The sequence below is a fragment of the Paenibacillus sp. FSL H8-0457 genome (assembly GCF_038051935.1).
Lineage (GTDB): Bacteria > Bacillota > Bacilli > Paenibacillales > Paenibacillaceae > Paenibacillus_AQ > Paenibacillus_AQ lautus_A.
Genome location: NZ_CP150293.1, coordinates 4384122 through 4409166, shown reverse-complemented (window position 1 = coordinate 4409166; position 25045 = coordinate 4384122). Strand labels below are relative to the sequence as shown.

23 protein-coding genes and 1 riboswitch are annotated in these 25045 nt (G+C 53.0%); of the genes, 17 read left to right on the top strand and 6 right to left on the bottom strand.

Annotation, left to right across the window (positions count from 1 at the left end):
- Window positions 1-4: 4 nt before the first annotated feature.
- Genes MHI43_RS19400 through MHI43_RS19390 form a run of 3 tightly spaced genes read left to right on the top strand, consistent with a single transcriptional unit; the run spans window position 5 to window position 4674 of the window.
- Window positions 5-1108 (top strand): AAA family ATPase, encoded by a 1104-nt coding sequence (locus MHI43_RS19400; RefSeq protein WP_009591055.1) that lies wholly within the window; start codon window positions 5-7, stop codon window positions 1106-1108.
- The gene (locus MHI43_RS19395) at window positions 1105-3459 is read left to right on the top strand and encodes a DUF5682 family protein (protein WP_036661223.1); all 2355 of its coding nucleotides are present in this window, start codon (window positions 1105-1107) and stop codon (window positions 3457-3459) included. The genes MHI43_RS19400 and MHI43_RS19395 overlap by 4 nt, the downstream gene beginning before the upstream one ends.
- A gap of 3 nt (window positions 3460-3462) precedes the next feature.
- On the top strand, window positions 3463-4674 hold the full coding sequence (locus MHI43_RS19390) for a VWA domain-containing protein (protein WP_036661222.1): 1212 nt from the start codon (window positions 3463-3465) through the stop codon (window positions 4672-4674).
- A 122-nt stretch (window positions 4675-4796) separates the two neighbouring features.
- Here MHI43_RS19390 and MHI43_RS19385 read toward each other — a convergent pair whose 3' ends face one another.
- Entirely contained in the window at window positions 4797-4973 is a 177-nt protein-coding gene (locus tag MHI43_RS19385) for a hypothetical protein (RefSeq protein WP_015736028.1), read from the bottom strand.
- A gap of 239 nt (window positions 4974-5212) precedes the next feature.
- On the opposite strand from MHI43_RS19385, the gene pxpB reads away from it, so the two are divergent.
- The 4 genes from pxpB (at window position 5213) to MHI43_RS19365 (ending at window position 8408) form a co-directional block, all read left to right on the top strand.
- Window positions 5213-5932: a 5-oxoprolinase subunit PxpB gene (pxpB, locus tag MHI43_RS19380; RefSeq protein ID WP_036661221.1), complete on the top strand. Its 720-nt coding sequence runs from the start codon at window positions 5213-5215 to the stop codon at window positions 5930-5932.
- Window positions 5929-6936: a biotin-dependent carboxyltransferase family protein gene (locus tag MHI43_RS19375; RefSeq protein WP_036661220.1), complete on the top strand. Its 1008-nt coding sequence runs from the start codon at window positions 5929-5931 to the stop codon at window positions 6934-6936. Before pxpB ends, MHI43_RS19375 begins: the two co-directional genes overlap by 4 nt.
- Before the next feature lie 7 nt (window positions 6937-6943).
- Entirely contained in the window at window positions 6944-7705 is a 762-nt protein-coding gene (locus MHI43_RS19370) for a 5-oxoprolinase subunit PxpA (RefSeq protein WP_036661219.1), read from the top strand.
- Between the two features lie 64 nt (window positions 7706-7769).
- Window positions 7770-8408 carry a pyroglutamyl-peptidase I gene (locus MHI43_RS19365; protein WP_036661218.1) on the top strand — a complete coding sequence of 213 codons (639 nt, stop codon included), beginning with the start codon at window positions 7770-7772 and terminating at the stop codon, window positions 8406-8408.
- 168 nt (window positions 8409-8576) lie between these two features.
- On the opposite strand, the gene MHI43_RS19360 is transcribed toward MHI43_RS19365, so the two are convergent.
- The 3 genes from MHI43_RS19360 to MHI43_RS19350 form a co-directional block, all read right to left on the bottom strand.
- Window positions 8577-8978, bottom strand: a complete 402-nt coding sequence (locus MHI43_RS19360; RefSeq protein WP_036661217.1) for an immunity 7 family protein — start codon at window positions 8976-8978, stop codon at window positions 8577-8579.
- 19 nt (window positions 8979-8997) lie between these two features.
- Window positions 8998-11067 carry a restriction endonuclease fold toxin gene (locus tag MHI43_RS19355; RefSeq protein WP_036661216.1) on the bottom strand — a complete coding sequence of 690 codons (2070 nt, stop codon included), beginning with the start codon at window positions 11065-11067 and terminating at the stop codon, window positions 8998-9000.
- 247 nt (window positions 11068-11314) lie between these two features.
- Window positions 11315-12448 (bottom strand): phosphodiester glycosidase family protein, encoded by a 1134-nt coding sequence (locus tag MHI43_RS19350; protein WP_036661215.1) that lies wholly within the window; start codon window positions 12446-12448, stop codon window positions 11315-11317.
- 232 nt (window positions 12449-12680) lie between these two features.
- Here MHI43_RS19350 and MHI43_RS19345 point away from each other — a divergent pair, with 232 nt between their 5' ends.
- The 3 genes from MHI43_RS19345 to MHI43_RS19335 are packed head-to-tail and all read left to right on the top strand — an operon-like array spanning window position 12681 to window position 14619.
- Window positions 12681-13049, top strand: coding sequence for a GntR family transcriptional regulator (locus MHI43_RS19345; protein ID WP_009591066.1), 369 nt, complete (start codon window positions 12681-12683; stop codon window positions 13047-13049).
- Window positions 13049-13939, top strand: coding sequence for an ABC transporter ATP-binding protein (locus MHI43_RS19340; protein WP_036661214.1), 891 nt, complete (start codon window positions 13049-13051; stop codon window positions 13937-13939). Before MHI43_RS19345 ends, MHI43_RS19340 begins: the two co-directional genes overlap by 1 nt.
- Window positions 13936-14619, top strand: coding sequence for a hypothetical protein (locus MHI43_RS19335; RefSeq protein ID WP_015736020.1), 684 nt, complete (start codon window positions 13936-13938; stop codon window positions 14617-14619). The genes MHI43_RS19340 and MHI43_RS19335 overlap by 4 nt, the downstream gene beginning before the upstream one ends.
- 16 nt (window positions 14620-14635) lie before the next feature.
- Here MHI43_RS19335 and MHI43_RS19330 read toward each other — a convergent pair whose 3' ends face one another.
- On the bottom strand, window positions 14636-15961 hold the full coding sequence (locus MHI43_RS19330) for a voltage-gated chloride channel family protein (RefSeq protein WP_036661213.1): 1326 nt from the start codon (window positions 15959-15961) through the stop codon (window positions 14636-14638).
- 71 nt (window positions 15962-16032) lie between these two features.
- Window positions 16033-16093: riboswitch (Fluoride riboswitch) on the bottom strand.
- Window positions 16094-16321: 228 nt separating this feature from the next.
- On the opposite strand from MHI43_RS19330, the gene MHI43_RS19325 reads away from it, so the two are divergent.
- The 4 genes from MHI43_RS19325 (at window position 16322) to MHI43_RS19310 (ending at window position 21251) form a co-directional block, all read left to right on the top strand.
- Entirely contained in the window at window positions 16322-17377 is a 1056-nt protein-coding gene (locus MHI43_RS19325; RefSeq protein WP_049788715.1) for an iron ABC transporter permease, read from the top strand.
- Window positions 17378-18412, top strand: coding sequence for an iron ABC transporter permease (locus tag MHI43_RS19320; RefSeq protein WP_036661212.1), 1035 nt, complete (start codon window positions 17378-17380; stop codon window positions 18410-18412). It begins immediately after the preceding gene.
- Window positions 18413-18502: 90 nt separating this feature from the next.
- Window positions 18503-20218: an ABC transporter ATP-binding protein gene (locus MHI43_RS19315; RefSeq protein WP_015736016.1), complete on the top strand. Its 1716-nt coding sequence runs from the start codon at window positions 18503-18505 to the stop codon at window positions 20216-20218.
- Window positions 20219-20252: 34 nt separating this feature from the next.
- Window positions 20253-21251 (top strand): ABC transporter substrate-binding protein, encoded by a 999-nt coding sequence (locus tag MHI43_RS19310; protein ID WP_036661208.1) that lies wholly within the window; start codon window positions 20253-20255, stop codon window positions 21249-21251.
- Between the two features lie 104 nt (window positions 21252-21355).
- Here MHI43_RS19310 and MHI43_RS19305 read toward each other — a convergent pair whose 3' ends face one another.
- Window positions 21356-21766 (bottom strand): helix-turn-helix domain-containing protein, encoded by a 411-nt coding sequence (locus MHI43_RS19305; protein ID WP_036661206.1) that lies wholly within the window; start codon window positions 21764-21766, stop codon window positions 21356-21358.
- A 193-nt stretch (window positions 21767-21959) separates the two neighbouring features.
- On the opposite strand from MHI43_RS19305, the gene MHI43_RS19300 reads away from it, so the two are divergent.
- The 3 genes from MHI43_RS19300 to MHI43_RS19290 all read left to right on the top strand — a co-directional run bounded on the left by MHI43_RS19300 (window position 21960) and on the right by MHI43_RS19290 (window position 25043).
- On the top strand, window positions 21960-23177 hold the full coding sequence (locus MHI43_RS19300) for an MFS transporter (protein WP_036661202.1): 1218 nt from the start codon (window positions 21960-21962) through the stop codon (window positions 23175-23177).
- A gap of 109 nt (window positions 23178-23286) precedes the next feature.
- Window positions 23287-24132 carry an aldo/keto reductase gene (locus tag MHI43_RS19295; protein WP_036661199.1) on the top strand — a complete coding sequence of 282 codons (846 nt, stop codon included), beginning with the start codon at window positions 23287-23289 and terminating at the stop codon, window positions 24130-24132.
- 116 nt (window positions 24133-24248) lie between these two features.
- The gene (locus MHI43_RS19290) at window positions 24249-25043 is read left to right on the top strand and encodes an SDR family oxidoreductase (RefSeq protein ID WP_015736011.1); all 795 of its coding nucleotides are present in this window, start codon (window positions 24249-24251) and stop codon (window positions 25041-25043) included.
- Window positions 25044-25045 lie beyond the last annotated feature (2 nt).

The window sequence follows — 25045 nt, the reverse complement described above, 5'->3', positions numbered from 1 at the left end:
AACCATGGGAGCAGGTCAAGAGCAATTGGAAGATATCATGCGCCAGCCCGCGGAAATACTGTTTCGTCATGAGCTGGAAGCGCTGCGCAAGGAGGATACCGGGAAAATTCCTGCCGGATGGCAGATGTCCCCTCAATCCGTACTCAAATTCATCGTTGGCGGCAAGGCCGGCAAGACGGAAATCACGCCTAAATATATCGGAAACCAACGACTGATCGAGATGGCGGTCGCTACCCTGGTAACCGACCGCGCCCTGTTATTGATCGGGGAACCAGGTACGGCCAAATCCTGGCTGTCCGAAAATCTGGCGGCAGCAATCTATGGAAATTCCGGATTGGTCGTACAGGGCACGGCTGGAACAAGCGAAGAACACGTGCGGTATTCCTGGAACTACGCCATGCTGCTTGCCCAAGGCCCTACCCCCGAAGCGCTGGTGCAGAGCCCGATCATGCGGGCGATGGAAGCGGGCGGGATCGCCCGGTTCGAAGAGATTTCCCGCTGCGCCTCGGAGGTACAGGATGCCCTTATCTCCATTTTGTCCGAAAAGACGATTTCGGTGCCTGAACTCGGAAAAGAAATGAATGCCCGAAAAGGCTTCTCGATTATCGCTACAGCGAATACGAGAGACCGCGGGGTCAATGAGATGTCGACCGCGCTGAAGCGCCGTTTCAACATCATCGTGCTTCCGGCTCCTGCGGATCTGGAAACCGAAATCGAAATCGTGAAGAAACGGGTGTCGGAGATTGCTTCCTCTTACGATCTTCAGGCTGCTGCTCCTGCAGATGAAGCACTGCTTAAGGTAGTTACCATCTTTCGCGAGCTGCGCAGCGGCATGACCCTGGATAAAAAGGAAAAAGTGAAGTCTCCTGCCGGGGTAATCTCGACGGCTGAAGCGATTTCGCTCCTGACCAACAGCATGGCGCTGGCAGCCAGCTTTGGCAGCGGGGAGCTCACCGACGAGGATTTGGCAGCAGGACTTCAAGGCGCGATCGTGAAGGATGATGATAAGGACCGGCTCGTGTGGAAGGAATATCTCGACAACGTGATGAAAAAGCGCGGTGCCGAGTGGCGGGGCTTATATCAAGCATGTAAGGAGATAAACAAGTGAATGCCGCCGGCATCCATGTTTTTGGCGTTCGGCATTTGTCACCCGCCGGTGCGAAGCATTTAGTAGATTTTCTGGATGAGATTGATCCCACCGCCGTCCTCATTGAAGGACCGTCTGACGCAAGCGGGGAAATCCGGCATCTGGCCCATGCCACGACAAAGCCGCCGGTTGCCATATTGGCATTTACCGAAGAAGTGCCGGTACAAACCGTACTTTGGCCTTTTGCGGTATATTCTCCGGAATATCAGGCGATGAAATGGGCGCAGAAGCACGGAGCCTACGCCGCATTTATCGATCTGCCGTCGTCCTCTGCCGTATGCCTTCAGGAGCTCCGCCGCAGCCCGGTAGGCGGTTCTGGCGGGGAAGAGTCCGAAGCCGGGAAGCCGGGAAGCGTTTCAGGTGCAGCAGAGCCGTCGAATGATAGCCTGCCGGCCGGAAAATCCGTATATGAGCGGATAGCCGAGCTTGCTGGCGAATACGATTACGATATGTACTGGGAGCGGAGTTATGAACATAATTTAAACGCGGGGTCTTACCGGCAATCCATAACGGCTTTTTCCGGGCATATGCGAGAACTTTCGGAGGAGAGAGAACGGCTTGAGGATACAGTGGAGTACGCCTACAATGCCGTCCGGGAGTCTTACATGCGCCGTCAGATTGTTGAAGCGATTGCGGCGGGGCATGAGCCCGAACGCATTGTCGTCGTCTGCGGGGCATACCATGCCCCTGCCCTTAGCGATCTGTCTAACCCGATGAGCGACGAGGAATTAACTCAGCTGCCTTCCCGGGCAACCAAACTGACCCTGATGCCATACTCTTACTATAAACTGTCGTCTATTTCCGGCTATGGCGCAGGAAATGCGGCTCCCCATTATTTTGAAATGATGTGGGAACGGATGCTGAAGGGCGCGCTAACGGAATTGCCGCATCAGTATTTATCCTTGGTGGCGGGCTCGATGAGAAAGAAAGGGACCCACCGGTCAACGGCAGAAGTGATCGAAGCCGTCCGGCTGGCGGAGTCGCTCGCCGCGCTCCATGGGGGCGGCATCCCCACCTTGCGGGATTTGCGGGATGCGGCCCAGACGCTGCTTGGGCGCGGTGAGCTTGCCGTCGTGGCAGAGGAGCTTGCCCGAACGGATATCGGCACGGCGATCGGCGAGCTGGCCGAAGGCGTCAGCCAGACGCCGATCCAGGACGACCTGAACCGCCAGCTCAAAAGGTTGAAGCTGGAGAAATATAAATCGGTTGTGGCCAACGATGTAATTCTGGATTTGCGCGAAAACCGAAGGGTTGCTTCGAAAGAATCCGCCTATCTGGATTTGAACCGTTCCTTCTTGTTTCACCGCTTGAAGCTGCTGGGGATTGACTTCGTCAGCGCGAGGCCGAGCGGGCAGGAGCAGGCGGCGTGGGCGGAGCACTGGGTTGTGAAATGGACGCCTGAGGTTGAAATCCAGGTCGTGGAGTCTACGCTGCTGGGAGAGACGGTAGAAGTAGCTGCCGCTTATATGCTCCAACAGAAGCTGGCGGACTGCAGCTCGATTGCCGAAGCCTCTTCGCTTATCCGAATCGCCTATGAGTGCGGGATGATTCACCAGATGGAAGCAGGCAGGCAGACCCTGCAGAAGCTGGCTGTGGACAGCCGTGATGTCGTACAGATCGCGGCCGCTTCCCGGTCGTTATCCGTGATGATCCGTTATGGCGGGGTCCGGCGAATGGATACGGAGCCGTTAGTGCCGCTGCTTCAGCAGCTGTTTATGCGCGCTTGCTTGTTCCTGCTTGATGGCAGCCAGTGCAGCGATGAGGTGTCCGGCTCGATGATCACCGCTATGAATGAGCTGAACAGCGTTGCGATGGAGCATGCCGAGCAGGTAGACGAGGAACTTTGGCTGCAAGAGCTTCGGCATTTGTCGGAAAGGGATGACCTCAATGCCCGTCTGTCGGGGTATGCCTGCGCGGTTTTAATGGAGCTGAACGCGATTTCCGCGCAGCAGTGCGCCGAAGAAGTTTCGCGCAGACTCTCCCCCGGCATTCCGGCCGATTTGGGGGCTGGATGGTTCGAGGGCTTATCGATGCGGAACCGTTATGCCCTGCTATCACGGTTAAGCTTGTGGGAGCAGCTGAATGAATACATCCTGTCCCTGGATGATGAAGAGTTCGCGCGCGCCCTTGTTTTTCTGCGCAGGGCGTTCAGTAGCTTCTCGCCCAAGGAAAAGACGATGATAGCCGAGCTGCTTGGCGAACTTTGGGGCGTGAACGCAGAGCAGGCCGCCGAGATTTTGACCGGTGACTTGAAGGAGGAAGAAGCGAAAATGCTGGACGAATTGAATGATTTTGATTTTGAGGATTTTTAGGCTATGAGCAGTATGCAAGAATCCAACCAAGTATCGCGATGGCGGCTCATTCTGGGCCAGTCGGCAGAGTCTCAGTTAGCGGGCTTCAGCCCCGGCGGGAGCATCGAGCTATCGGAGGAAGAACGCATTATGGACCGCGCGCTGGCCGCAATTTATGATAATACGGACGGCGGGACGGATGCAGGCGGCGCGCCATCGGGACAGCGGGGAGCCGGACAGGGGAAGTCGGCCCCTCGGCTCGCGCAGTGGCTGGGTGACGTCCGCTCCTTTTTCCCGGAAGACGTGGTGTCCATCATCCAGAATGATGCCATGGAACGAAAAGGCTGGAAGCAGCTGCTTTTTGAGCCCGAGGTGCTGGCTACGGTCAAGCCGGATATACAGCTGGTCGGCACGCTGCTGTCCCTAAAGGGGAAAATCCCCGAGAAAACGAAGGATACGGCACGCCAGCTGGTGAAGGCGGTTGTGGATGAGCTGGTTCAGCGCCTTCACGAGGATATCCGCCGGGCGGTGACCGGGGCCTTGAACCGCAGGCAGCATACGCCGCTCCCTTCGCTCAGCGGGATCGACTGGAAGCGGACGATACAGCGCAATCTGAAAAACTATGATGCGGACCGCAAACAGATCGTGCCGGAGCGTTTTTACTATTTTGACAGAGCCAAACGGAGCAAAGAATGGACCGTCATCGTGGATATCGACCAAAGCGGTTCCATGGCGGAATCCGTGATCTGGGCTTCGGTTGTAGGATCCATATTTGCCAGCATTCCCTCGCTGGACACCCGCGTGGTGGTTTTCGATACGGAAGTCGTTGATCTGACCGAGCAGTGTGCCCATGACCCGGTGGATATGCTGTTCGGGATCCAGCTCGGCGGCGGGACGGATATTCATAAATCGGTCGCTTATTGCGAGCAGTTTATCGAGGAGCCGAAAAAGACGCTGTTCATCATCATTTCAGACCTGTATGAAGGCGGCAATCAGGCCGGACTGATCCGGCGCATGCGCGAATTGCGGGAAGCGGGGGTCAAGACGATGTGTCTTCTCGCTTTATCCGACGAGGGTAAACCCTTCTATGACGAGCAGGTAGCCAAACAGCTGTCCCGGGACGGCACCCCTTGCTTCGCATGCACTCCTGCGCTTCTTCCGCAGCTGGTGGAGGGCGCCCTCAAAGGGCAGGATTTGGCGGAGCTCGCGAAACGGATTGGCACCAAAGGGATATAAACGATGATCCTAGGCAGGGTGGTTTAATCCTCAAATCCGGTTCGCTTGTTAGATGACCGACTAAAAAGACCTCACCGTGATCCCGTAAACAACAGATCATCGATGAGGTCTTCTGCATGTTATTATGACTGGTTTTCGGTGTTTTGACCCGCGCTAGGCTGCTGCTGTTCAAACACCTCGGCTGCTTCTTCGGCAGAGAACTCGGTGTCAAATTCACCTGGAACCGGCATTTTGTTCAATTTCGTAGTCTGGACTTCCGCTTTTGTCGGTTCGTTGCTGTTACGGTTTTGTTCGCTCATAGTGGCACCTCCTTATGCTAGTACGACTTCTGTATTTTGCCAAGGATGCCTAAATTTTATGCAAAAAGGGCAGCAACAGCATCCGGCGGCATGTTCGGCACGGAGCTGCCCGTTTCTCATAATTCATCGATGATAATAGAATTTCGTATTCAAAGAATGCCTGTTTCTCTGCTATCATAGGGATAGTCCTTTCAGGATAGACGGAGATCAGGCAGTACATACAGAACGGAGGATGTACGATGAGCAAGTCCTATACGTTCAACCCCCTTGGGGATTCGGCCGTCCTCATTCAATTTGCGGACTTCGTGAGCGAGAGGGTGCATCGTCAGGTCACAGACATGACGAGGCGATTGGAACGGGAGCCATTTATGGGCTGGATCGAATGTATCCCGTCGTTTACGAGCATCGCGGTTTACTACGATTTTGATAAGATCGAAAAGCCTGCCGGATTCGATACGGTATTTGCATATGTATGCTCGATGCTGGAACAGCGGATGGAGGCGAACACGGCAGACGAGAACCGGACGCCTTACGAGGTTGTCGATATTCCGGTTTGTTACGGAGGCGAATATGGGCCGGATTTGGACGAGGTGGCCCGGAAGAATCATCTGTCGCCCTTGGATGTCGTCAAGATTCATTCCGGGCAGGATTACTTGATCTATGCCATCGGTTTCGCCCCCGGGTTTCCGTATGTCGGAGGAATCCCGGAACAAATCGCAACCCCTAGGAGAAAGACGCCCAGGCTGCAAATACCGGCCGGTTCCGTTGGAATTGCCGGGACGCAAACCGGCATCTATCCGATCGAAACGCCGGGCGGCTGGCAGATTATCGGCCGGACGCCGCTGGCTTTGTTTCGTCCCGGCGCCGAGCCGCCAACGCTGTTGAAGAGCGGCCAATATATCCGGTTCCGGCCGATTCAAGCCGAGGAATACGAGCGGTTAAGGGAAGTGAGCCTATGAGTTTGACCGTCATCAAGCCGGGTCTGCTGGCGACTCTTCAGGATACAGGGAGACGGGGCTACGGCAGATACGGTATCATCACGGCTGGAGTCATGGACGCCTATGCCTATCGGCTTGCCAACCGACTTGTCGGCAATGAGGGTGAACACGCCGTTCTGGAGATCACATGGTCAGGATTGGCCGTTGAATTTCACGACAATTGTTGGATTGCCTTAACAGGCGGGGATTTATCGCCGCTAATCGATGGCGCAAAGGTGCCCATGTGGCGCCCGGTGCTGGTCAAAGCGGGCCGTGTGCTGAGCTTTCAACAGCCGGCAGCGGGGTGCCGCGCTTATATGTCCGTATCTGGCGGATTTGATGTCCCGCCGGTCATGGGCAGCCGCAGCACGTATTTAAGGGCCGGTATCGGCGGATATGAGGGAAGAGCGCTCATGCAGGGGGATACGCTGCATGCTCATCCTTCCCGGCTTCCTGTGAACTTGTCTACACGATACCTTCATGTTGATGATTGCGGCGGCTTTTTCACCGTGAAATGGTCTGTTTCTGCTCCAGGGTATGACTTCACCGGGCAAGATGCGGTGGTACGCGTGCTGTACGGACGTCAATTCGACGATTTTGACGACGACAGCAAGCAGGCGCTGTTCCGGGAACGGTTCACCGTCACCCCGCAATCGGACCGTATGGGCTACCGATTGTCCGGTCCGCCGCTGACATTAAGGCAAGCGAAGGAATACGTATCCGAGCCGGTTGCTCCGGGAACGGTACAGGTTCCCTCCGATGGCCAACCGATTATTCTGATGGCGGATCGGCAGACGCTTGGCGGCTATCCCAAAATCGCGCAGGTTGCTTCGGTCGATATTCCGCTGATCGCCCAGCTGCCGCCAGGCGGCAGCATCCGATTTGCGGAAATTTCCTTGGCGGAAGCGGAACGGTTATACGCGGCCCGCGCTCGGGAGCTTCGAATGATGGAAGCGATGATCAAGCATAAATTAAAGGAGTGGTGATTTCGCCATGGTTCGAGTGGACCTGAACTGCGATATGGGAGAGAGCTACGGAGCTTACAAGCTGGGCAACGATAAGGAGCTGCTTCGAAGCATCACCTCGGCTAACATCGCTTGCGGGTTCCATGCAGGCGATCCGGCCGTCATGCGGGCAACGGTGCGTCAGGCGGTCGAGAGCGGCGCCGCCATCGGCGCGCATCCGGGCTTGCCCGATTTGGCCGGTTTCGGAAGAAGAAGGATGGACATTACGCCCGTTGAGGCTTATGACATGGTTACCTATCAGGTGGGGGCCTTGATGGCTTTTGCGATACAGGAAGGAGCCGGGCTTCAGCATGTAAAGCCGCATGGAGCCCTTTATAACATGGCAGCAGCCTCCAGGCCCCTGGCAGACGCGATTGCCTTCGCCATCAAACAAATCGATCCGACCCTCATTCTGTTTGGATTGGCAGGCAGCGAGCTGATCGCGGCAGGGGAAGCAGCAGGGCTTCGAACAGCCAGTGAAGTGTTTGCGGATCGCACGTACCAGGACGACGGCTCCCTCACGCCGAGGAATCGGCCGGATGCCGTCATCACCGATCCCGAAGCTTCCGTCTCGCAGGTGGTGAGGATGGTCAAAGAAAACATGGTGGTATCCTTGACCGGCAAGCTGATCCCGATAACAGCGGACACTGTTTGCATACATGGAGACGGTGCGCACGCATCGCTATTCGCCACCACCTTGCGATCCCGGCTTGAAGCCGAGGGCGTCAACGTACAAGCGATCCAATCGTAATGATCAGTAAAATATTTACGAATGACCCAGTCAGCTTACATAACGAGTACAGGAGATATGCCATATGCTAAAAATATTAATTTCAGGCTTTGAGCCCTTTGGCGGGAGTTCCGTCAATCCTACGGAGAGACTGGTTGAGGAGATCCGGCAAGAGGTCTTTCCTGGGGCCGAGATCCGGACGCTGCTTCTTCCTGTGCATTACGACGAATGCGCGGACATTCTGCTGCAGGAGATGAAGGCATGCGAACCCGATGCGGTCATCGCTTGCGGTGTGGCGGGGGGACGGACCGCCATTACGCCGGAACGGATTGCGATTAACATCAAGGACATACCGCCGGAATCGACGATGACGGATAACCGGGGTGCACGGCCCCAAGACGAGCCTATAGACGTTGACGGACCGGACGGATTATTCTCAACCCTTCCGATCCGTTTGATGGTCGACCGGCTGAAGGAAGCAGGGATACCGGCAGCGGTATCCAATACAGCTGGAACGTATATTTGCAACAATACGATGTATGCGATTCTGAATGAAATCCGGCGCGAGCAACGGCCTGCTATTGCCGGCTTCGTGCATTTTCCGGCTTCGACGGAGATGGCCGCGGAGAAGCCGACCCTGCCGACCCTATCGCATGAAACGATGCTGAATGGCCTGCGGATCATCGTTCAAGCAACGATCGATGAATTGAATGGACGTGCTTAAGCCTTTTTGAAAGCTCGTTCGCCAAGTGTTACAACGAACCAGACTATATTCAGATAAACCATAAATCCCGCACCTCCTCTTCCATGGAAACATGGCATGAAGGGATGCGGGATTTTTTAAGACAACGAAACGCATAGATTCGAAGCAAGGACCCTACGGATATCGTCGTTAGTCGACTTCATCTTCGATCACCGGCACGCAAGGAGAGAGGAACGCGTCGCGCTGCTCCTGTAATTGTCCGCGTGCCAGCACTCGAACACGGAACTCGTTATCGTAGCCTTCCAAGTTCTCATCGTCTCGGGTGTACAGCAAACCGTATGAACCGGGAGCAATCTCGCCGATCAATTGGTACAACGCTACAATCTCGGCAGCTTCGGCTCCCTTGCGGTTGGTAAACCCGCCGACATGAAGATAATACGAGCCGTTGGCCGCATTTAAGGATAACAAGCCGCTGCCCCATGCGAATTCGGTAATTTTAAGCTGTATTTTCTGAATGATCATATCGAGCTGCCCGGCATCTGCTTCCGCAGGACTCTCTTGAATGGTGGCCCAGCCGTGAAATTCATACATGAATGCTCACTCCTTGTCGTTATAATGGATCGGTATCGATGTGGACTTCTATTCCATATCTTTGGCTGTATTCATGCAGTTTGTCAATAACCGATTGGGCAGGCTCCCCTTCAAAATGATAATAGACCTTTCTGCCGGTTTGCTCGGCAGCTTCGAAGGTCGCTTTCATTTGATCGCGTACCTTTTTGTTCACCTGCTGGAGGGCAGGCTTGGTCTGAGCGACGTATTCATCGCTAATTGCGTCGAATTCCCGGCCGATGGGATCGGAATCAAACTTCATCCTCGATTCTCCGCCGAGCCGCTCCGCCAGCGCATCGGCCGCTGCGTCCGGCTTGTTGACCTTCTGCAGCTCCCCGGAATATCTCGGTACCTCTTGAGGGGTGTCGTTTGATTCGTCCGGCTTATCTTCATCCGGCTTATTTTCATCGGGCTTATCGTTATCCGGTTTATCTTGATTCGGTTTGTCTTCGTCCGGCTTAGCATTCTCATGGTCATCGTCAGGCTTCCGTGGATTCTCTCGCGGTTGTTCATGGGGCCGATCCGGTTCATCGCGCGTCTTCGAGCCGAATTTTTCGGTGAGCGAATCCAACCATCTTCTTGCCCGCGGGCCCAGTTTATTGGACAGCCACGAGAGGCCCTTGCCGACCGGGATCCGGCTGAGGATCACGGCTAACACGGCAGCGGCCGCATTTTGAGGAGAAAGCAGCTTCTTCGGATCGCGGATGTATCCAGCGATTTCGTGTCCCCCTGCCGCAATGCCGGCACCTGTCATGGCAATGCCGAGTGCAGGCCAGAAGCTGACAAACAGCAGGGACAGGGCAAAGGCGCCCAGTATGATTCCCGCTTGTTCCCAGCCGCTAAGGCGATCCCACCAATTTTGGAGGGAGTCGAACAGGCACGCAAAACAGGAGGAGTCCGCTGCCGTCATGAAATCGCCAACGCTGGATAGGATCCCGGCAATTAGCATGAGGATTCCGATGGCTCCCAGAGCGGCTGAATACGTTCTTACATTGTCCTGAACCTGATCCCTTTGGCCCGCGGCTTCGAGATTGCCGTACAGCAGCGAGTATCCGAGCTCGCGCCGTTGGCGGTAGAAACCGATCAAGTAGCCCAGGCGTTTCCGGTCCGTAAACAAAGCCCGCGTCATCTGCCAAAGCTCCGTTAACGGATTGATGAGGGCTTCCCCCTTAAGCACAGGCAGTCGGTCCCGTATTCGATGCAGGTCCCAGTAGTCGATGAACAAGCCGATAACAAGCAGGGTCAGGAAGAATCCTTCGGTTCGGTAGCCCTCCCCGGTCCACTCATGAAGGGTAAGTATCCAATCCGGCAGCCGATTCTGACCATTCCAGGCCGCGTGATTCAGGACAGCCCAGAGCAGCAGGATCGCCGGAAAAGCATAGGCCCAGCGAGTGAGGCGTTTGGAGAAACGAAAAGCGAGGCCGATGCCGAGCGCGATCATGGCACTATGTACAGGATGCGTAACATTCATCATGGTAGGAATAAAGCTTTCCTCGAAGTAGCCGGGAAACCAATCGAAGAACTCCCAATGCAGCGTTTTGCCGCCAAGAAAAGAAACTCCGTAATTGCTTTGGACCAGCCGTCTAGACAGCTCCTCCATAAATTGAAAGCCAATGCCGGGAGCAGCGCCCAATAATACGTAATCGCCGAGGCTCAATGAAGTGGCTCTTCTTGAAAAAAACAAATATACTGCCAGCGGCAGCAGCTTGTAAATTTCCTCGATGATGGGGGTCATGACGGCAAATGACCATGTGTCGGTCGTCCGTCCTCCGAATATCATATGCAGACCCTGCATGGTCCCGTTGGTCAAGGGAATGACCAAGAGAACGCCCGAGAGAACAAATAAGCTGACCTGCTTCCAGGCGACCGTTTTGCTCCGGCTTAACAGCCAAAATTGCAGCAGCACGTAGAAGGACCATAAATATTGAACAAGCATGGTGCGCGATTCTTCGATCAGAACCAGACTTACAACGAGCACCGCCAAGGAAATCCAGGAAAACAAGTGATATACCTTGGAAAGGATAGGATATTTTCCGATCCATTCCCTCAAGACCCCGTATATCCGCTCCATGGTGTCCCTGACTCTCATCCGAATACCCGCTATTGACGATGTAATGGAATTCACCCCCCGCTGAATCAACCACGAACTTCCCCATGGCTCCCGATAGACAGTTTGCTATATATTTACACAAATGGTCCTCATAGTGAAACATTTCTTTGATCAGCATATGCGGTTCGAGACGGAGGTAGTGCTGCTCATAAAATAAAACTCCTCTGGCGGCCGGCGGAAGATCCGATTAACCAGAGGAGAGGGTTCATTATTTATATTTTACGACGATGGCATTGCTGATCTGACGGCCTGGCGTCGTTAAGTAAGAGCCGTTATAATACAATCCGCTGGAGGCCCCGCCATCTAGATTCATCGCTTGGTAGGCACCTGCCTGCTTCATGATTTCCGCCAGTTGGGGAATGGTAGCGCCGCCTGTCGTCAACAAAATCAGCTTGTGGTCCTTCGTGATGCCGAGCGCGCTTCGCGCCCCGCCGCCCGTCAGTATCTTCGGATCCTTGAATCCTTCCTTCTTGACGTCCAGCGTCACCTTGCCATTGGTCAACAGACGCGGACCCGCTTGAAGTGCTCCTTCCATACGGCCTTTTTCATATACGGATTTGAAGTCGAGTCCCGGCATCATCGTCGCCAGATTGTTGCTGTCATAGGTGAAGATCGTCCGGTTATCTCCCGAGGCCTTGTGAAAAATATTGCCTTTGCTGACCAAATAACCGTACGGTGCTTTGTACGCTCCCGAAGTATAGGCGTCAAAGAACGTCCCGTTGATGGCAACCACGGCATTGCTGCGCTTCGCTATGCTCCGCAAGTCTTCGACTTTGCCTGCTTTATTGCCAGCCAAAACAACGTCCAACTCCACCTTCGGATGGAGCAGCGAAACGGTGACAACCTGGGCGCTGAAGGAACGCGCTCCTACTTTAAATGTTTTTCTGGCCGACGTCACGGCCTTGGATGAACCGGTCATCATGTTCCCCGAAAGAACGGGGAGGGTGTTTGACACGCTGCCGTCCGTAATGTTCAGGGTGGATCTGTTATTGCTCCAGGACAGCTTAAGGCCAAGATGCTGGCTGACAAATTGCAGCGGTACATATGTGGAGCCGTTCTCGGAGAACGGGGCCGCTTTTGCTTGCAGCTTTTTGCCGTTTACATAAGCATTTCGACTGCCCAGGTATAGCGTGAGGGCTGTATCGTCTCGTGTGATGTTGAGTTTCTTCTCTGCAGCTGTATAAGCTACCTTTACACCGTCATAGGTCTTGAGTACCCCGACCGAGATGAAGGACTGGCTGTTCTTGTCCACGTAGGCCAAATTTTTGGGGGCGGATGCGGCATAAAGCGGCGTGATGACCGTCAGCATGGCCAGTACAACGATTGCAATGATTCTTTTCATGTTTCCTCTCAAGCTCCTTTGTGTCTTTATCTGTAATGGGCGTAGTATTAGTGCCTATATTTTATCGGCTTGCAGGGACTATTTGTTTAGGACAAAAGTCCATGTTCATGGCATGGTGTTGTAAAAAAATTCCGATCACCCATTGACAAAGAAGCTCATCTCTTATATGGTTAATTACATGAGTAACTAACCAATTATGTAACGAGGTTATAAACGAAAGTTGGTGAGGTAAATGGCATTTCAGATTGATGACAGCAGACCGATATTCATGCAAATAGCCGACAAAATTGAAGACGACATCATCGAAGCACGACTGCCTGAGGAAACGCAGGTTCCATCAACGAATCAGTTTGCAGCCTTTTACCAGATCAATCCGGCTACAGCTGCCAAAGGGGTTAATCTGCTGGTCGATCAAGGAATTTTGTACAAGAAACGGGGGATTGGCATGTTTGTAGCTTCTGGAGCTCGTGAACTGCTGATGGAGAAACGCAAGACGGAGTTTTATGAACAGTATGTGGTCGCCATGGTTAAGGAAGCGGCCAAACTTGGGATTACCAAAGATCAATTGTCGGAAATGATTCGCAGAGGGGAGCAAGACTGATGAGCCAAACCGTGATCGAAGTAAAGAATTTGAGCAAGGCATACAAGGATGCGACGGCTGTCGATAATGTAAGCTTTACCATCGAGGCGAATAAGATCTATGGATTGCTGGGCAGGAACGGAGCGGGCAAAACGACCATTATGCAGATGATAACGGCGCAGCTGTTCCCGAGCCAAGGGGAGATTCGCGTTTTCGGAGAACATCCATACGAAAATCATAAGGTGATCCGGCAGGTATGCTTCATTAAGGAAGGCCAGAAATATCCGGATATCTTTACGGTCAAGGACGTTATGGGAATTGCCGCCAACGTTTATCCGAATTGGGATGCGGCATATGCGAATAAACTGATCGAGGTATTTCGGCTGCCTATGAAACGACTCGTAAAGAGATTGTCCCGCGGCATGCTCTCATCAGTAGGCATCATCGTCGGACTCGCCAGCCGCGCGCCCGTAACGATCTTTGATGAACCTTATCTTGGACTGGACGCCGTGGCCAGAGAGCTGTTCTATGATCATCTGATCGAGGATTACACGAATCATCCGCGCACGATTATTCTGTCCACGCATTTGATCGATGAAGTCAGCAGATTGCTGGAGCATATTATCGTCATTGATTCCGGCCGAATCTTACTTGACGATGCTACGGATGACTTGCGCGGACGTGCGTTTAAGATCGTCGGTCCTTCCGGAACGGTTGAATCGTTTATCCAAGGGCATGAAGTGATACATCGGGAATCGTTCGCTTCCATGTTGTCCGTCACGGTGATGGGAAACGCGACAACGAAGCTGCAAAAAGAGGCGGAGGAATTGGGCTTGGAAACAACCCCGGTGTCCCTTCAACAATTGATCGTATATTTAACTAAGCACGAAAAGGTGGGGATCCAACCATGAACGGAATTCCTGGCGTAATCCATATTTATTCGAGACAGAAACTATCCTGGTTTTATTTGCCCTGGGCCATCACGGCATTCAGCTTTCTGGTCAACTACATTATTAGCGTATTGGTTAATGGTGAAGCGATCTATGCCGGGGGTTTGGCAACAATCTTTATCTATGTGTTTATCGCGGCTCTGGTATCGGTGCTGCAGCTGTTTCCCTTCTCCCTCGGATTCAGCATTCGAAGAACGGACTTCTATCTGGGTTCTGTTCTGATGGTGGTAGCGTACAGCGTCCTAACGTCGATTATATTATTGGCATTAGCCGAAATAGAAAGCTTAACGAGTTCTTGGGGAGACCGGTTATCGTTTTTCAAACTGCCGTATTTGAATGACGGCACGTTATTCGAACAATTCATCATTTATTTCATATTGCTTCTTACATTTGCCTTTATCGGGATAGGAATCGGCGTGTTCTATCTTCGTCATCGCGGCATTAAGACCTTTGTCATGATGGCGGCCTATTTCATTCTATTGTCGGGGGCCAGCGTTCTGGTCACCCACTACGGCTGGTGGAGGCAAGTGATTGACTGGGTTGTCAGACACACTGCCTTTGAATTGTCCCTGTGGCTCATTCCCATCTCGGTTATCCTCGCACTCGTCAGCTACCGCTCGATTCGTAAAAGCTCGGTGTAAGGCAAAAGACGTCCGATTACTCGGACGTCTTTTTGTTGTCCTTCCGTTTGTTTAACGCCTTCGATCCGGCAAGGGTCGTGCCCGGCGGGTACGAAAGCTGCGGGTGTTTGGAAGTGCCTATAAGTTGCGATGTGTATATGCCGGAGTGACCGGAAAAGAGGTAACTGATGACGCAGGCCATAAACATATACACCGCGCCTTCCCCGCCGAACAGCTCGATTCCCATGATAAAGCAAGCAATTGGGGTGTTTGTCGCTCCGCAAAATACCGCGATGAAACCTAAAGCAGCCAAGAAAGGGGCATGCAATCCGATCCACTCCGACAATGCGCTGCCCAGCGTTGCCCCGATAGCAAACAACGGGGTGACTTCGCCTCCCTGGAACCCTGCTCCGAGCGTCAGCGAGGTAAAGATAATTTTGCCCAGAAAAGCAAAAGGCGAAACTTCGCCAGCGAAGGCCGCTTCAATCAGCGGGATGCCCAGCCCCAGATAATCGCGGGTTCCGAGCAGGTAAACCAGCCCAATGATGATGACGCCTCCTGCAGCGCTTTTGACCATCGGATTGTGAAAAACATAACCGTACCACCGCTTGAGCGAATGGGTTAGCTCACTGAACAGCCGGCTTGTCAGACCGAATAGCATAGAGGCGAAGACGACTTTCATGATTACCATAAAACCCAATGCCGGAATATCTCCGATCGGATAATGCAAATGGCTGACGCCCCATAAAGAGGTAGCGGTCAGATTTCCGACCATACTGGCAGCGAATGCAGGCAGGAGAGCCTGATGCGAGACCAGCCCGATGGCAAGGACTTCAAGCCCGAACAGCGTGCCGGCCAGCGGCGTGCCGAAGATCGATCCGAAACCGCCGCTGATTCCGCAGATCAGCAGTATTTTTCGATCCGACGGCGTTACGCGGATAAGTTTGCCGAGCCACTCCGATAAGCTGCCTCCCATCTGAACGGCAGTGCCTTCACGACCTGCCGATCCGCCGAATAGATGGGTAATTAAAGTACCGATCAGGACCAACGGCGCCATTCGCAATGGAATGCTTTCGGTTCCGCCATGAATTTGTTCCAGGATGAGATTATTTCCCTTGGCACTGCTCTTGCCGAACTTGTAATAAAGGAAGCTGACTGCGGCGCCTCCCAAGGGAAGAAGGTATAACAGCCATGGATTTCCCAAGCGAAGGGAGGTCACGTAGTCCAGACTGTAGAGAAAGAAGGCGGAGGCACTGCCCGTCATCAATCCCACGAGGCTTCCCAGAACGACCCATTTGATGAAGTAACCGGATAACATGGCCAATGACCATTTCCCGGCGCTCTCAATCCATTTTTTCTTCATGCAAGCTCACCCGTTTCTATAGATTCGCCGCTAACCCCCCATACACAAACAGACTCCTACCAGGAAAGCGACCTCTGGTAGGAGTCATTAGCTATGGAAGCGGTTATGGCGAACTCCATCGCCTCATTCAATTAGCATTTATTGTAATGGACCGGCGGCTTATATGTCAACAGACAACAAATCAGGGTTTAAACGAACACTTAATTCGGATTGCTGCGATTGACCTGGAAAAAAGTGCTTGACTTGGACATGGACTTTTTTCCAAGGAGAAATTCAAATTGTCCATGGACGAAGAAAGGTGTCTATTTTATAGTTACCAATGATAATGATAATCAATATCATAAAATTGAGGGGAACATGATGTCATCAAACACGTCCAATCCAAGTATTACGGATGCCAAGACCCACGCCAATATCAAAGGGCGCCCATGGGCTGCGACCCTGATTCTTACCGGGGGCGTGGCAGCATTGGTGCTTGGCATAGCTTTATCCATATCGCTCGGCGCGGCCGACATCGATCTGCGAAATGTATGGGAAGCGGTGTTCTTCTTTAATCCCGATGTGACGGAGCATCAGATTATTCAGGAGCTTCGGCTGCCGAGGGTCCTTGGCGGAGCGATGGTGGGTGCCTGCTTTGCCGTATCGGGTGCGATCATGCAGGGCATGACCCGAAATCCGCTCGCTGATTCGGGTCTGCTCGGATTAAATGCGGGAGCCGGATTTGTCATTGCGATCTGCTTTGCATTTTTTCCGGGATTGCCGTATATGTACCTGATTCTGTTCTCGTTCCTGGGGGCTGGCTTGGGTGCCGTGCTCGTGTACGGAGTCAGTTCCATGGCAAAAGGCGGTCTCACACCGGTTCGCCTCGTTCTGGCGGGTGCGGCGCTGAGCGCTCTGCTAAGCGCGCTGAGCGAAGGCATCGCATTGTATTTTCAGGTCGGACAGGACATGGCGTTCTGGTATGCCGGCGGTACGGCGGGGATTAAGTGGGTTCATCTGAAAATTATGCTGCCTTGGATAGCAGCTGCTATATTGGGCGCAATAGCATTGTCGCGTTCCATTACCATGCTCAGCCTCGGCGACGATATCGCCAAGGGACTCGGTCAGCGAACGGGACTTGTCAAGCTGGGCGGTACGGTAATCGTGCTGGTGCTGGCGGGGGCTGCCGTCTCGGTTGTAGGTGCGGTAGGCTTCGTCGGTCTGATGATTCCGCACCTTACCCGGAAGCTTGTCGGCGTGGACTACCGGCTCATCATTCCCTGCTCGGCCGTACTGGGAAGCTTGCTGGTCGTCATAGCCGACCTGGCGGCAAGAATGGTGAATCCCCCATACGAGACGCCTGTGGGCTCGATCATCGCACTGATCGGTGTGCCCTTCTTCCTTTACTTGGCACGCAAAGAAAGGAGGGAGCTGTAGATGGATGCCGTTACCAATACCATGCACGAGCGTAAAGGCAGGAAGCGCAAGATTATGACGCTATCTGTCCTGGGTGCATTAATCATTCTGGTATTTCTGATCAGCATGAACACGGGGGTCATTCGCTTGTCGCCGCTTGAGGTCGTAAAAACCCTTTTTGGCGGCGGGACGGACAAGCAGGAGCTTGTGCTGTTCGAATTCCGCTTGCCGCGGATCGTCATTTCGCTTCTGATTGGTGCCGGGTTGGCGATATCCGGCTGCGTTATGCAGGGCATTTCCCGTAATGAGCTGGCGGACCCCGGCATTTTGGGGATCAATGCGGGAGCCGGATTAATGGTTATGCTGTTCATTTCATTTTTTCCGAGCACGGCCGCGGCTCCGGTCTTTCTGCTGCCGGTACTCGCCCTGATTGGTGCGGGCGGCACCGCGGCATTGATATGCGTGCTGGCTTACAAGAAGAATCAAGGCTTTAAGCCGACGGGCCTTCTGTTGACGGGCATCGCCGTAGCGGCCGGCATCAGTGCGGCTATGATCGTGCTGACGCTGCGTTTAAGCCCGGAAAAATATCAGTTTGTTGCCACTTGGCTAGCCGGCAGCATCTGGGGTTCGAGTTGGAAGTTCGTCCTGGCATTGCTCCCATGGATGCTTGTGCTGCTGCCCTTCGTGATGTACAAAGCGCAGGTGATGAACGTTCTCAATCTAGGAGAGCCGACGGCAACCGGACTGGGAGCCTCCGTTACAAGGGAGCAATTGAAGCTGCTGGCAGCGGCTGTCGGACTGGCTGCCTCCTGCGTCGCGGTGAGCGGCGGCATCGGATTCGTCGGGCTTATAGCGCCGCATCTGTCCAGGCGCTTGGTCGGTGCGAAGCATCAAATGCTGCTTCCGGTAACGGCGCTGGTCGGAGCCTTGCTGGTCATCACTGCCGACACTTTGGGCCGCTGGATCATTCAACCGTCCGAGATTCCGACCGGGATCGTGGTTGCCGTGATTGGCGCTCCGTACTTCCTGTACCTGCTATCCAGGACAAAAGCTTAGCTGCCCAAGATCGCTGGGATCTAGCGCAATCTTGCGACGGGTAAGGGCTTGCACATTTTTTAACGCCATTACGGATTTAAGGAGGTCCTTATGCTGCGCCGATTTTTTTCCTATTACAAGCCTTATAAAGGGCTATTCATATTGGATTTTTGCTGCGCTATCTTTGCCGCTTTGTTGGAATTGATATTCCCGGTAGCCGTCAACCGCGTGATCGACGACTTGCTGCCAAGCGGGAACTGGAAGTGGATTTTATACGCTTGCCTTGGGCTTCTCGGCATTTATGTCGTCAGTTCTTTCCTGCATTACGTAGTTACGTATTGGGGTCATAAACTCGGCATCAACATTGAAACGGATATGCGCAAAAAGCTGTTCGATCGGGTTCAGAAGCAATCCTTCCGTTTTTTTGACAACAACAAGACGGGACATCTTGTTTCGAGAATGACCAACGACCTGATGGATATCGGTGAGATTGCCCACCATGGCCCGGAAGACCTGTTCATCGCCGTCATGACGCTTGCCGGAGCGCTGGGCATCATGCTCGGGATCAACTGGCAGCTTGCTGTGATGACGTTTGTGATCGTTCCTTTGATGATCTATTTATCGCTGTATTTCAGCGGGAAAATGTCGGCAGCGTTCAAGCGCATGTTCTCCGATATTGCCGATTACAATGCACGCGTGGAGAACAACGTCAGCGGGATCCGCGTGGTTCAAGCCTTCTCGAACGAGGAGCATGAAATCACGCGTTTCGCCGAGAACAACAACCGCTTTCGCGTGACGAAGCTGATTGCTTACCGCATCATGGCCTGGAACTCGTCGATCAGCTTTATCCTGATGAAATTCATCTCCCTGTTCGTGCTGGTATGCGGCACCTGGTTCGTGATTGAGGGCCGGATGACCAACGGGGAATTTATCGCTTTTGTCATGCTGTCTAACGTGTTCCTCGGTCCGATTAAACAAATCAATGCGGTCATTGAGATGTATCCGAAGGGAATCGCCGGCTTTAAGCGGTATTTGGAGCTTCTGGAAAGCGAACCCGACGTCGCGGATATGCCGGGTGCCAAGCCGTTCGGCCATGTACGTGGTGACATTGCCTTTCACGGCGTAACCTTTGGTTACGAGAACAAAGACCACGTCCTGGAGGATGTCCATTTGTCCATTCGCGCAGGCGAAACCGTCGCGCTTGTAGGGCCGTCCGGAGCGGGCAAGACCACGTTGTGCTCATTGCTGCCTCGTTTCTATGACACGGAAGCCGGAAAGATAACGATAGACGGGATCGATATTCGCGACATGACGCTGCAATCCCTTCGTTCCCATATTGGCATCGTCCAGCAGGACGTGTTCCTGTTTGATGGCAGCATCCGCGAAAATATCGCTTATGGCAGGTTAGATGCTGACGACAGCGACATCATGAAAGCAGTGGGCCGTGCCCAGCTTGAAGAGCTGGTTGCTTCGCTTCCGGATGGGCTGGACACCTTGATTGGCGAGCGGGGCGTGAAGCTGTCCGGCGGACAGAAGCAGCGACTGTCGATAGCCCGGATGTTCCTCAAGAACCCGCCGATCCTCATTCTCGACGAGGCGACGTCCGCGCTTGATGCGGAAACCGAAGCGGCGATTCAACAGGCGCTTGCCGAGCTCTCGGAAGGACGAACGACGCTGGTGATTGCCCACCGGCTCGCAACCATCAAGAATGCGGATCGCATCGTGGTCGTTGCGGACAAAGGCATCGCCGAACAAGGAGCCCATGAGGATCTGCTCGCGACGCACGGCATATACAGCCGTTTGCATCGAGCTCAATTCGGGGCTTGATTCAACTAACACCATACTTAGGAGGATGTAAAATATGTTCAAGTCAAAATTACGCGTCATGCTCACCATCCTTGTCTTATGCTCGATCTTCATCTCGGCATGCGGCGCAAATGGAAATACGGCGAATCAAGCCGGTTCCGCAGGCGAAACAGCAACAGGGACGGATACTGCGAAGACTGAAGCCTCAGCCCCAACAATCAAAAAGGTGCCGACAATTAACGGAGACATCGAAATTCCGACGGATCCTCAGCGTATTGTAGTGGATGCCTACTTGCCAACGCTGCTGCTGCTCGGTGAAAAGCCGGTAGGCGCCACCGCGACGGATTTGGAGAACGTCCATATCCAGGACCTGATCGATGGCATAGAGAACACCGGGGATAGCTCTGCGGAGAAGATAGTGGAACTTAACCCCGATCTGATTATCAGCGCGAACTCGGACCCGGAGCTATACGAGAAATTGTCCAAAATCGCACCGACCGTCATTCTTCCTTATGAAACCTATCGAGGCGTGCACGAAGAAGTAGAGGGACTCGGCGCAATCCTTGGCAAGGAAGAAGAAGCAATAGAATGGCTTGCCGGTTTTGATGAAAAAATCGAAGCGCTGCGCACAAAAGTGAACGGTGTGTTGGAAGAAGGTGAGACGTTCTCGATTTTCGGCGCATTCGGCAAAACCTTCTACCTGTACGGTGACGGCATTTATCGCGGGGGCTTGGCCATCTATAAGGAACTCCAGCTAACGCCTCCGGCAACGATCCAAAAGGAATTGATTGATGCCAACGTGACTTACAAGGAGGTTTCCTTGGAAGTGCTCAAAGATTATGCAGGCGATTATATTTTCTTTGATGAGTCCAACGGGGCCGAGATGGATAAGAAGGATAAGGTGTGGACTTCGATTGAAGCGGTGAAGCAGGATCGCGTGTTTTATCTGGATGCCAAGCGATTCTGGCCGTTTGATCCCATTGCGGTCCTGGCTCAGGCCGAGGAAGTGACGGAAATGATCGTCAGCCAAAAAGAGAAGGAGAATGCGAAATAATCAATTTTCGAACATGCGATAGAGATGGAATATATGAAAAGGGCAAGGTCCGTGATCACGGACCTTGCCCTTGCTGTTGTATCAGGAGTGCTTATACTTATAAATCAGGTCAAGCGTGCATCTGAGGTTGTGGGCTCGTCTGAGACTTTTAACTTATCGTTCAGGATGCTTTCCTCAAGCACGCTGAACTTGTCCCCGTATACTTTCGTGATATGTTTTTCGCCCCATGCACAGAGCATATCCAGAATTCCGCTCAAACTTCTGCCGTACTCGCTGAGCTCATATTCCACTTTAGGCGGCACTTGATTATGAATGATGCGATTGATCACGCCATCTTCCTCCAGCTCTCGCAGCTGCTGCGTCAGCATTTTTTGGGTGATATGCGGCATGAGGCGCTTCAGCTCGTTGGTCCGTTTACGGCCATGGGTCAGATGGCAGAGGATCACGCATTTCCACTTGCCCCCGATTACTTCCAATGTTGCTTCGACGGCTATATTGTATTTCTTCGTTTGCATATGGAGCCTCCTATTCTTGATAGGCACTAAAAAGTGCCTAGGGTACTGTCAAGTACCTACATTACAAAAAAGTACGTTCTTCACACAAGTGATGATATGAATCATAATAGCATTTGCCAGCTGGATTACACCATACGTCATATTTTTACAATATACAAGCAAGAGAATAGGATAGGGGGAAAATAGGAACATCATGACTATAGATAAAAAAAGAAGTTTGCTTGCGCTAATAGCGCTTGCCGTCAGTGCCTTCGCCATCGGAACAACGGAATTCATCAGCGTAGGGCTTCTGCCGTTGATTGCGGAGGATATGAATATATCCGTGACGACAGCCGGATTAACCGTGTCGATCTATGCGCTCGGCGTTACCTTCGGTGCGCCGATCCTCACGTCGCTCACATCCAGGATGTCCAGGAAAACTTTGCTGCTCTGGATCATGATCATTTTTATTATCGGCAACAGCTTGGCAGCGGGCGCAGCTTCCATTGGCGTCCTGCTTGCAGCACGGGTCCTGTCGGCCTTTTCACATGGCGTATTCATGTCGATCGGCTCGATTATTGCCGCAAGCGTGGTGCCTGAGAACCGCAGGGCATCGGCGATCTCCATTATGTTTACGGGTCTTACCGTAGCCACGGTCACCGGCGTTCCGCTCGGAACGTTTATCGGTCAGCAGTTGGGCTGGAGGCTTGCTTTTGTCGCGATTGTTGCCGTCGGCATCGTTGCGCTGATTGCGAACAGCATCCTGGTCCCTTCGGACCTGCCTAAGGGAGAACGGACTTCATTCCGCGACCAGGCTAAATTGATGACAAACGGAAGACTGCTGCTCATGCTTCTGATTACGGCTCTCGGTTATGGCGGAACCTTTGTTGTCTTCACTTATTTATCCCCATTGCTTCAGGATATAACAGGCTTCAATGAAAATACGGTGGCCATCATCCTGCTTGTCTATGGGATAGCCATTGCAGTCGGTAACGTGATCGGCGGGAAGGCGGCCAATCGCAACCCGCTGAAAGCCCTGCTCTACATGTTTATAGCCCAAGCCCTGGTGCTGGTTACACTTACGTTTACCGCACCGTTTCAAACGGCGGGACTCATCACGATTATTCTTATGGGATTCCTGGCGTTCATGAACGTGCCGGGTTTGCAGGTTTACGTTGTGATGCTGGCCGAGCGCTTTGCGCCCGGAGCCGTGAATATGGCGTCCGCGCTGAATATTGCTGCATTTAATGCCGGTATCGCCATCGGCGCATTTCTAGGCGGCTTGATCACGAATTCCATGGGCCTGATTCATACGGCATGGATCGGAGCCCTGATGGTGGCCGGTGCGGTCGTGCTCACGGGCTGGAGCTTGAAGCTGGAACGAAAGGATTCGGATAATAAATCGGATAAACCGGATATGCCAGCGGCATGAAGCAACATTTAGGATGAAGGGAGGTGATGACGGAGCGGATCATGGGAGATACTGCACAATAGGTTCATCAATTTATCACTATCCAAAAAAACTTCGGAGGTTTATCAACATGACAGCAAAACACTTACAAGATACAACCACTTTATATAATGGCGTCAACATGCCTTGGTTTGGTCTAGGCGTATTTAAAGTTGAAGAAGGACCGGAGCTGGTGAATGCCGTTCGTACGGCCATTCAGCACGGCTATCGGAGCGTGGACACCGCCGCCATATACGGCAATGAAGAAGGTGTCGGACAGGGCATTCGCGAAGGCTTGGCAGCTGCCGGATTAAAAAGAGAAGATCTGTTCGTCACATCCAAGGTGTGGAATGCCGACCTGGGTTATGAATCGACTTTGAAGGCTTATGAGGAAAGCTTGCGAAAGCTGGGATTGGAGTATTTGGACTTATACCTTATACACTGGCCGGTTGAAGGGAAATATATAGAGGCGTGGAAGGCGCTCGAAACGTTGTACAAGCAAGGGCGCGTAAAAGCCATCGGCGTGAGCAATTTCCAAATCGATCATCTGGAGAAGTTAATGAAGGAAACCGACATCAAACCGATGGTGAACCAGGTGGAATATCATCCCCGATTAACGCAAAAAGAATTGCAGGCGTACTGCCAGGCGAACGGTATTCAGCTAGAGGCTTGGTCTCCCTTAATGCAGGGTCAGCTGCTGGATCAGGAGGACCTTCAGATCATCGCGAAGAAGCATCATAAATCCATCGCGCAGATCATTCTTCGTTGGGATCTACAGAACGGCGTGGTGACGATTCCGAAATCGACCAAAGAGCATCGGATCACCGAGAACTCCGATCTATTTGATTTTGAATTGTCCATGGAGGATATGCAGCGCATCGACAGCTTGAATCAGGATCACCGTGTGGGACCGGACCCGGACAATTTTGATTTCTAAAAAATCGGCGTTTACCGCAAGCATATAAGTGTAATGAATAGCGACTCTCCTGAGCTTCTCCACCTTGGTGGGGATCGGGAGGGTCCATTCCTACATAACGAAAAGGAGCGAGGATCATGAACTTGGATTTACAGGGTAAAGTCGCATTGGTCACAGGCTCGACATCAGGCATCGGCAAAGCGATCGCCATGTCGCTGGCAGCCGAAGGAGCGTCCGTCATTATCAATGGAAGACACGAGGATAAGGTGAAGCAGACGATCCATGACATTCGCGCCGTCCATCCGGATGCCGAGCTGCGTTATGCCGTGGCGGATCTCGGAACCGAGGAGGGCTGCCATCAGGTCAGGGAAGCCGCCCCGGTCGTTGATATTCTAATCAACAATTTAGGCATCTTCGAGCCTGCCGAATTTTTCGATATATCGGATGCGGAATGGTTCAGGTTCTTCGAGACGAATATTATGAGCGGCGTCCGTTTAACCAGACACTATTTGCAGAACATGATCAGCCGCAATGAAGGCCGAATTATTTTTATCGCGAGCGAAGCAGCCGTCATGCCGTCCCAGGAGATGGCGCATTACAGCGCTACGAAGACGATGCAGCTGTCCCTTTCCCGGAGCTTGGCCGAATTGACGACAGGAACCCGCGTCACGGTGAATACCGTTATGCCCGGCTCCACCCTTACGGAAGGCGTCGAAACGATGCTGGATACGCTGTATCCCGATGAGAATCTTACCATCGAAGAAGCCGAACAGCGGTTTATGAAGGAAAATCGGCCGACTTCCATTATTCAGCGGCTGATTCGTCCGGAGGAAATTGCCGATTTCGTCGCCTACCTGAGCAGTCCCAAATCCTCCGCGATCAACGGTTCGGCACTCCGGATTGACGGAGGCTTGGTACGAAGCGTATTCTGAGC

Coding starts and splice junctions, on each gene's coding strand:
- MHI43_RS19400 (WP_009591055.1), top strand. CDS start 5: ATGGGAGCAGGTCAAGAGCAATTGGAAGATATCATGCGCCAGCCCGCG.
- MHI43_RS19390 (WP_036661222.1), top strand. CDS start 3,463: ATGAGCAGTATGCAAGAATCCAACCAAGTATCGCGATGGCGGCTCATT.
- MHI43_RS19385 (WP_015736028.1), bottom strand. CDS start 4,973: ATGAGCGAACAAAACCGTAACAGCAACGAACCGACAAAAGCGGAAGTC.
- pxpB (WP_036661221.1), top strand. CDS start 5,213: ATGAGCAAGTCCTATACGTTCAACCCCCTTGGGGATTCGGCCGTCCTC.
- MHI43_RS19375 (WP_036661220.1), top strand. CDS start 5,929: ATGAGTTTGACCGTCATCAAGCCGGGTCTGCTGGCGACTCTTCAGGAT.
- MHI43_RS19370 (WP_036661219.1), top strand. CDS start 6,944: ATGGTTCGAGTGGACCTGAACTGCGATATGGGAGAGAGCTACGGAGCT.
- MHI43_RS19365 (WP_036661218.1), top strand. CDS start 7,770: ATGCTAAAAATATTAATTTCAGGCTTTGAGCCCTTTGGCGGGAGTTCC.
- MHI43_RS19360 (WP_036661217.1), bottom strand. CDS start 8,978: ATGTATGAATTTCACGGCTGGGCCACCATTCAAGAGAGTCCTGCGGAA.
- MHI43_RS19355 (WP_036661216.1), bottom strand. CDS start 11,067: ATGGAGCGGATATACGGGGTCTTGAGGGAATGGATCGGAAAATATCCT.
- MHI43_RS19350 (WP_036661215.1), bottom strand. CDS start 12,448: ATGAAAAGAATCATTGCAATCGTTGTACTGGCCATGCTGACGGTCATC.
- MHI43_RS19345 (WP_009591066.1), top strand. CDS start 12,681: ATGGCATTTCAGATTGATGACAGCAGACCGATATTCATGCAAATAGCC.
- MHI43_RS19340 (WP_036661214.1), top strand. CDS start 13,049: ATGAGCCAAACCGTGATCGAAGTAAAGAATTTGAGCAAGGCATACAAG.
- MHI43_RS19335 (WP_015736020.1), top strand. CDS start 13,936: ATGAACGGAATTCCTGGCGTAATCCATATTTATTCGAGACAGAAACTA.
- MHI43_RS19330 (WP_036661213.1), bottom strand. CDS start 15,961: ATGAAGAAAAAATGGATTGAGAGCGCCGGGAAATGGTCATTGGCCATG.
- MHI43_RS19325 (WP_049788715.1), top strand. CDS start 16,322: ATGTCATCAAACACGTCCAATCCAAGTATTACGGATGCCAAGACCCAC.
- MHI43_RS19320 (WP_036661212.1), top strand. CDS start 17,378: ATGGATGCCGTTACCAATACCATGCACGAGCGTAAAGGCAGGAAGCGC.
- MHI43_RS19315 (WP_015736016.1), top strand. CDS start 18,503: ATGCTGCGCCGATTTTTTTCCTATTACAAGCCTTATAAAGGGCTATTC.
- MHI43_RS19310 (WP_036661208.1), top strand. CDS start 20,253: ATGTTCAAGTCAAAATTACGCGTCATGCTCACCATCCTTGTCTTATGC.
- MHI43_RS19305 (WP_036661206.1), bottom strand. CDS start 21,766: ATGCAAACGAAGAAATACAATATAGCCGTCGAAGCAACATTGGAAGTA.
- MHI43_RS19300 (WP_036661202.1), top strand. CDS start 21,960: ATGACTATAGATAAAAAAAGAAGTTTGCTTGCGCTAATAGCGCTTGCC.
- MHI43_RS19295 (WP_036661199.1), top strand. CDS start 23,287: ATGACAGCAAAACACTTACAAGATACAACCACTTTATATAATGGCGTC.
- MHI43_RS19290 (WP_015736011.1), top strand. CDS start 24,249: ATGAACTTGGATTTACAGGGTAAAGTCGCATTGGTCACAGGCTCGACA.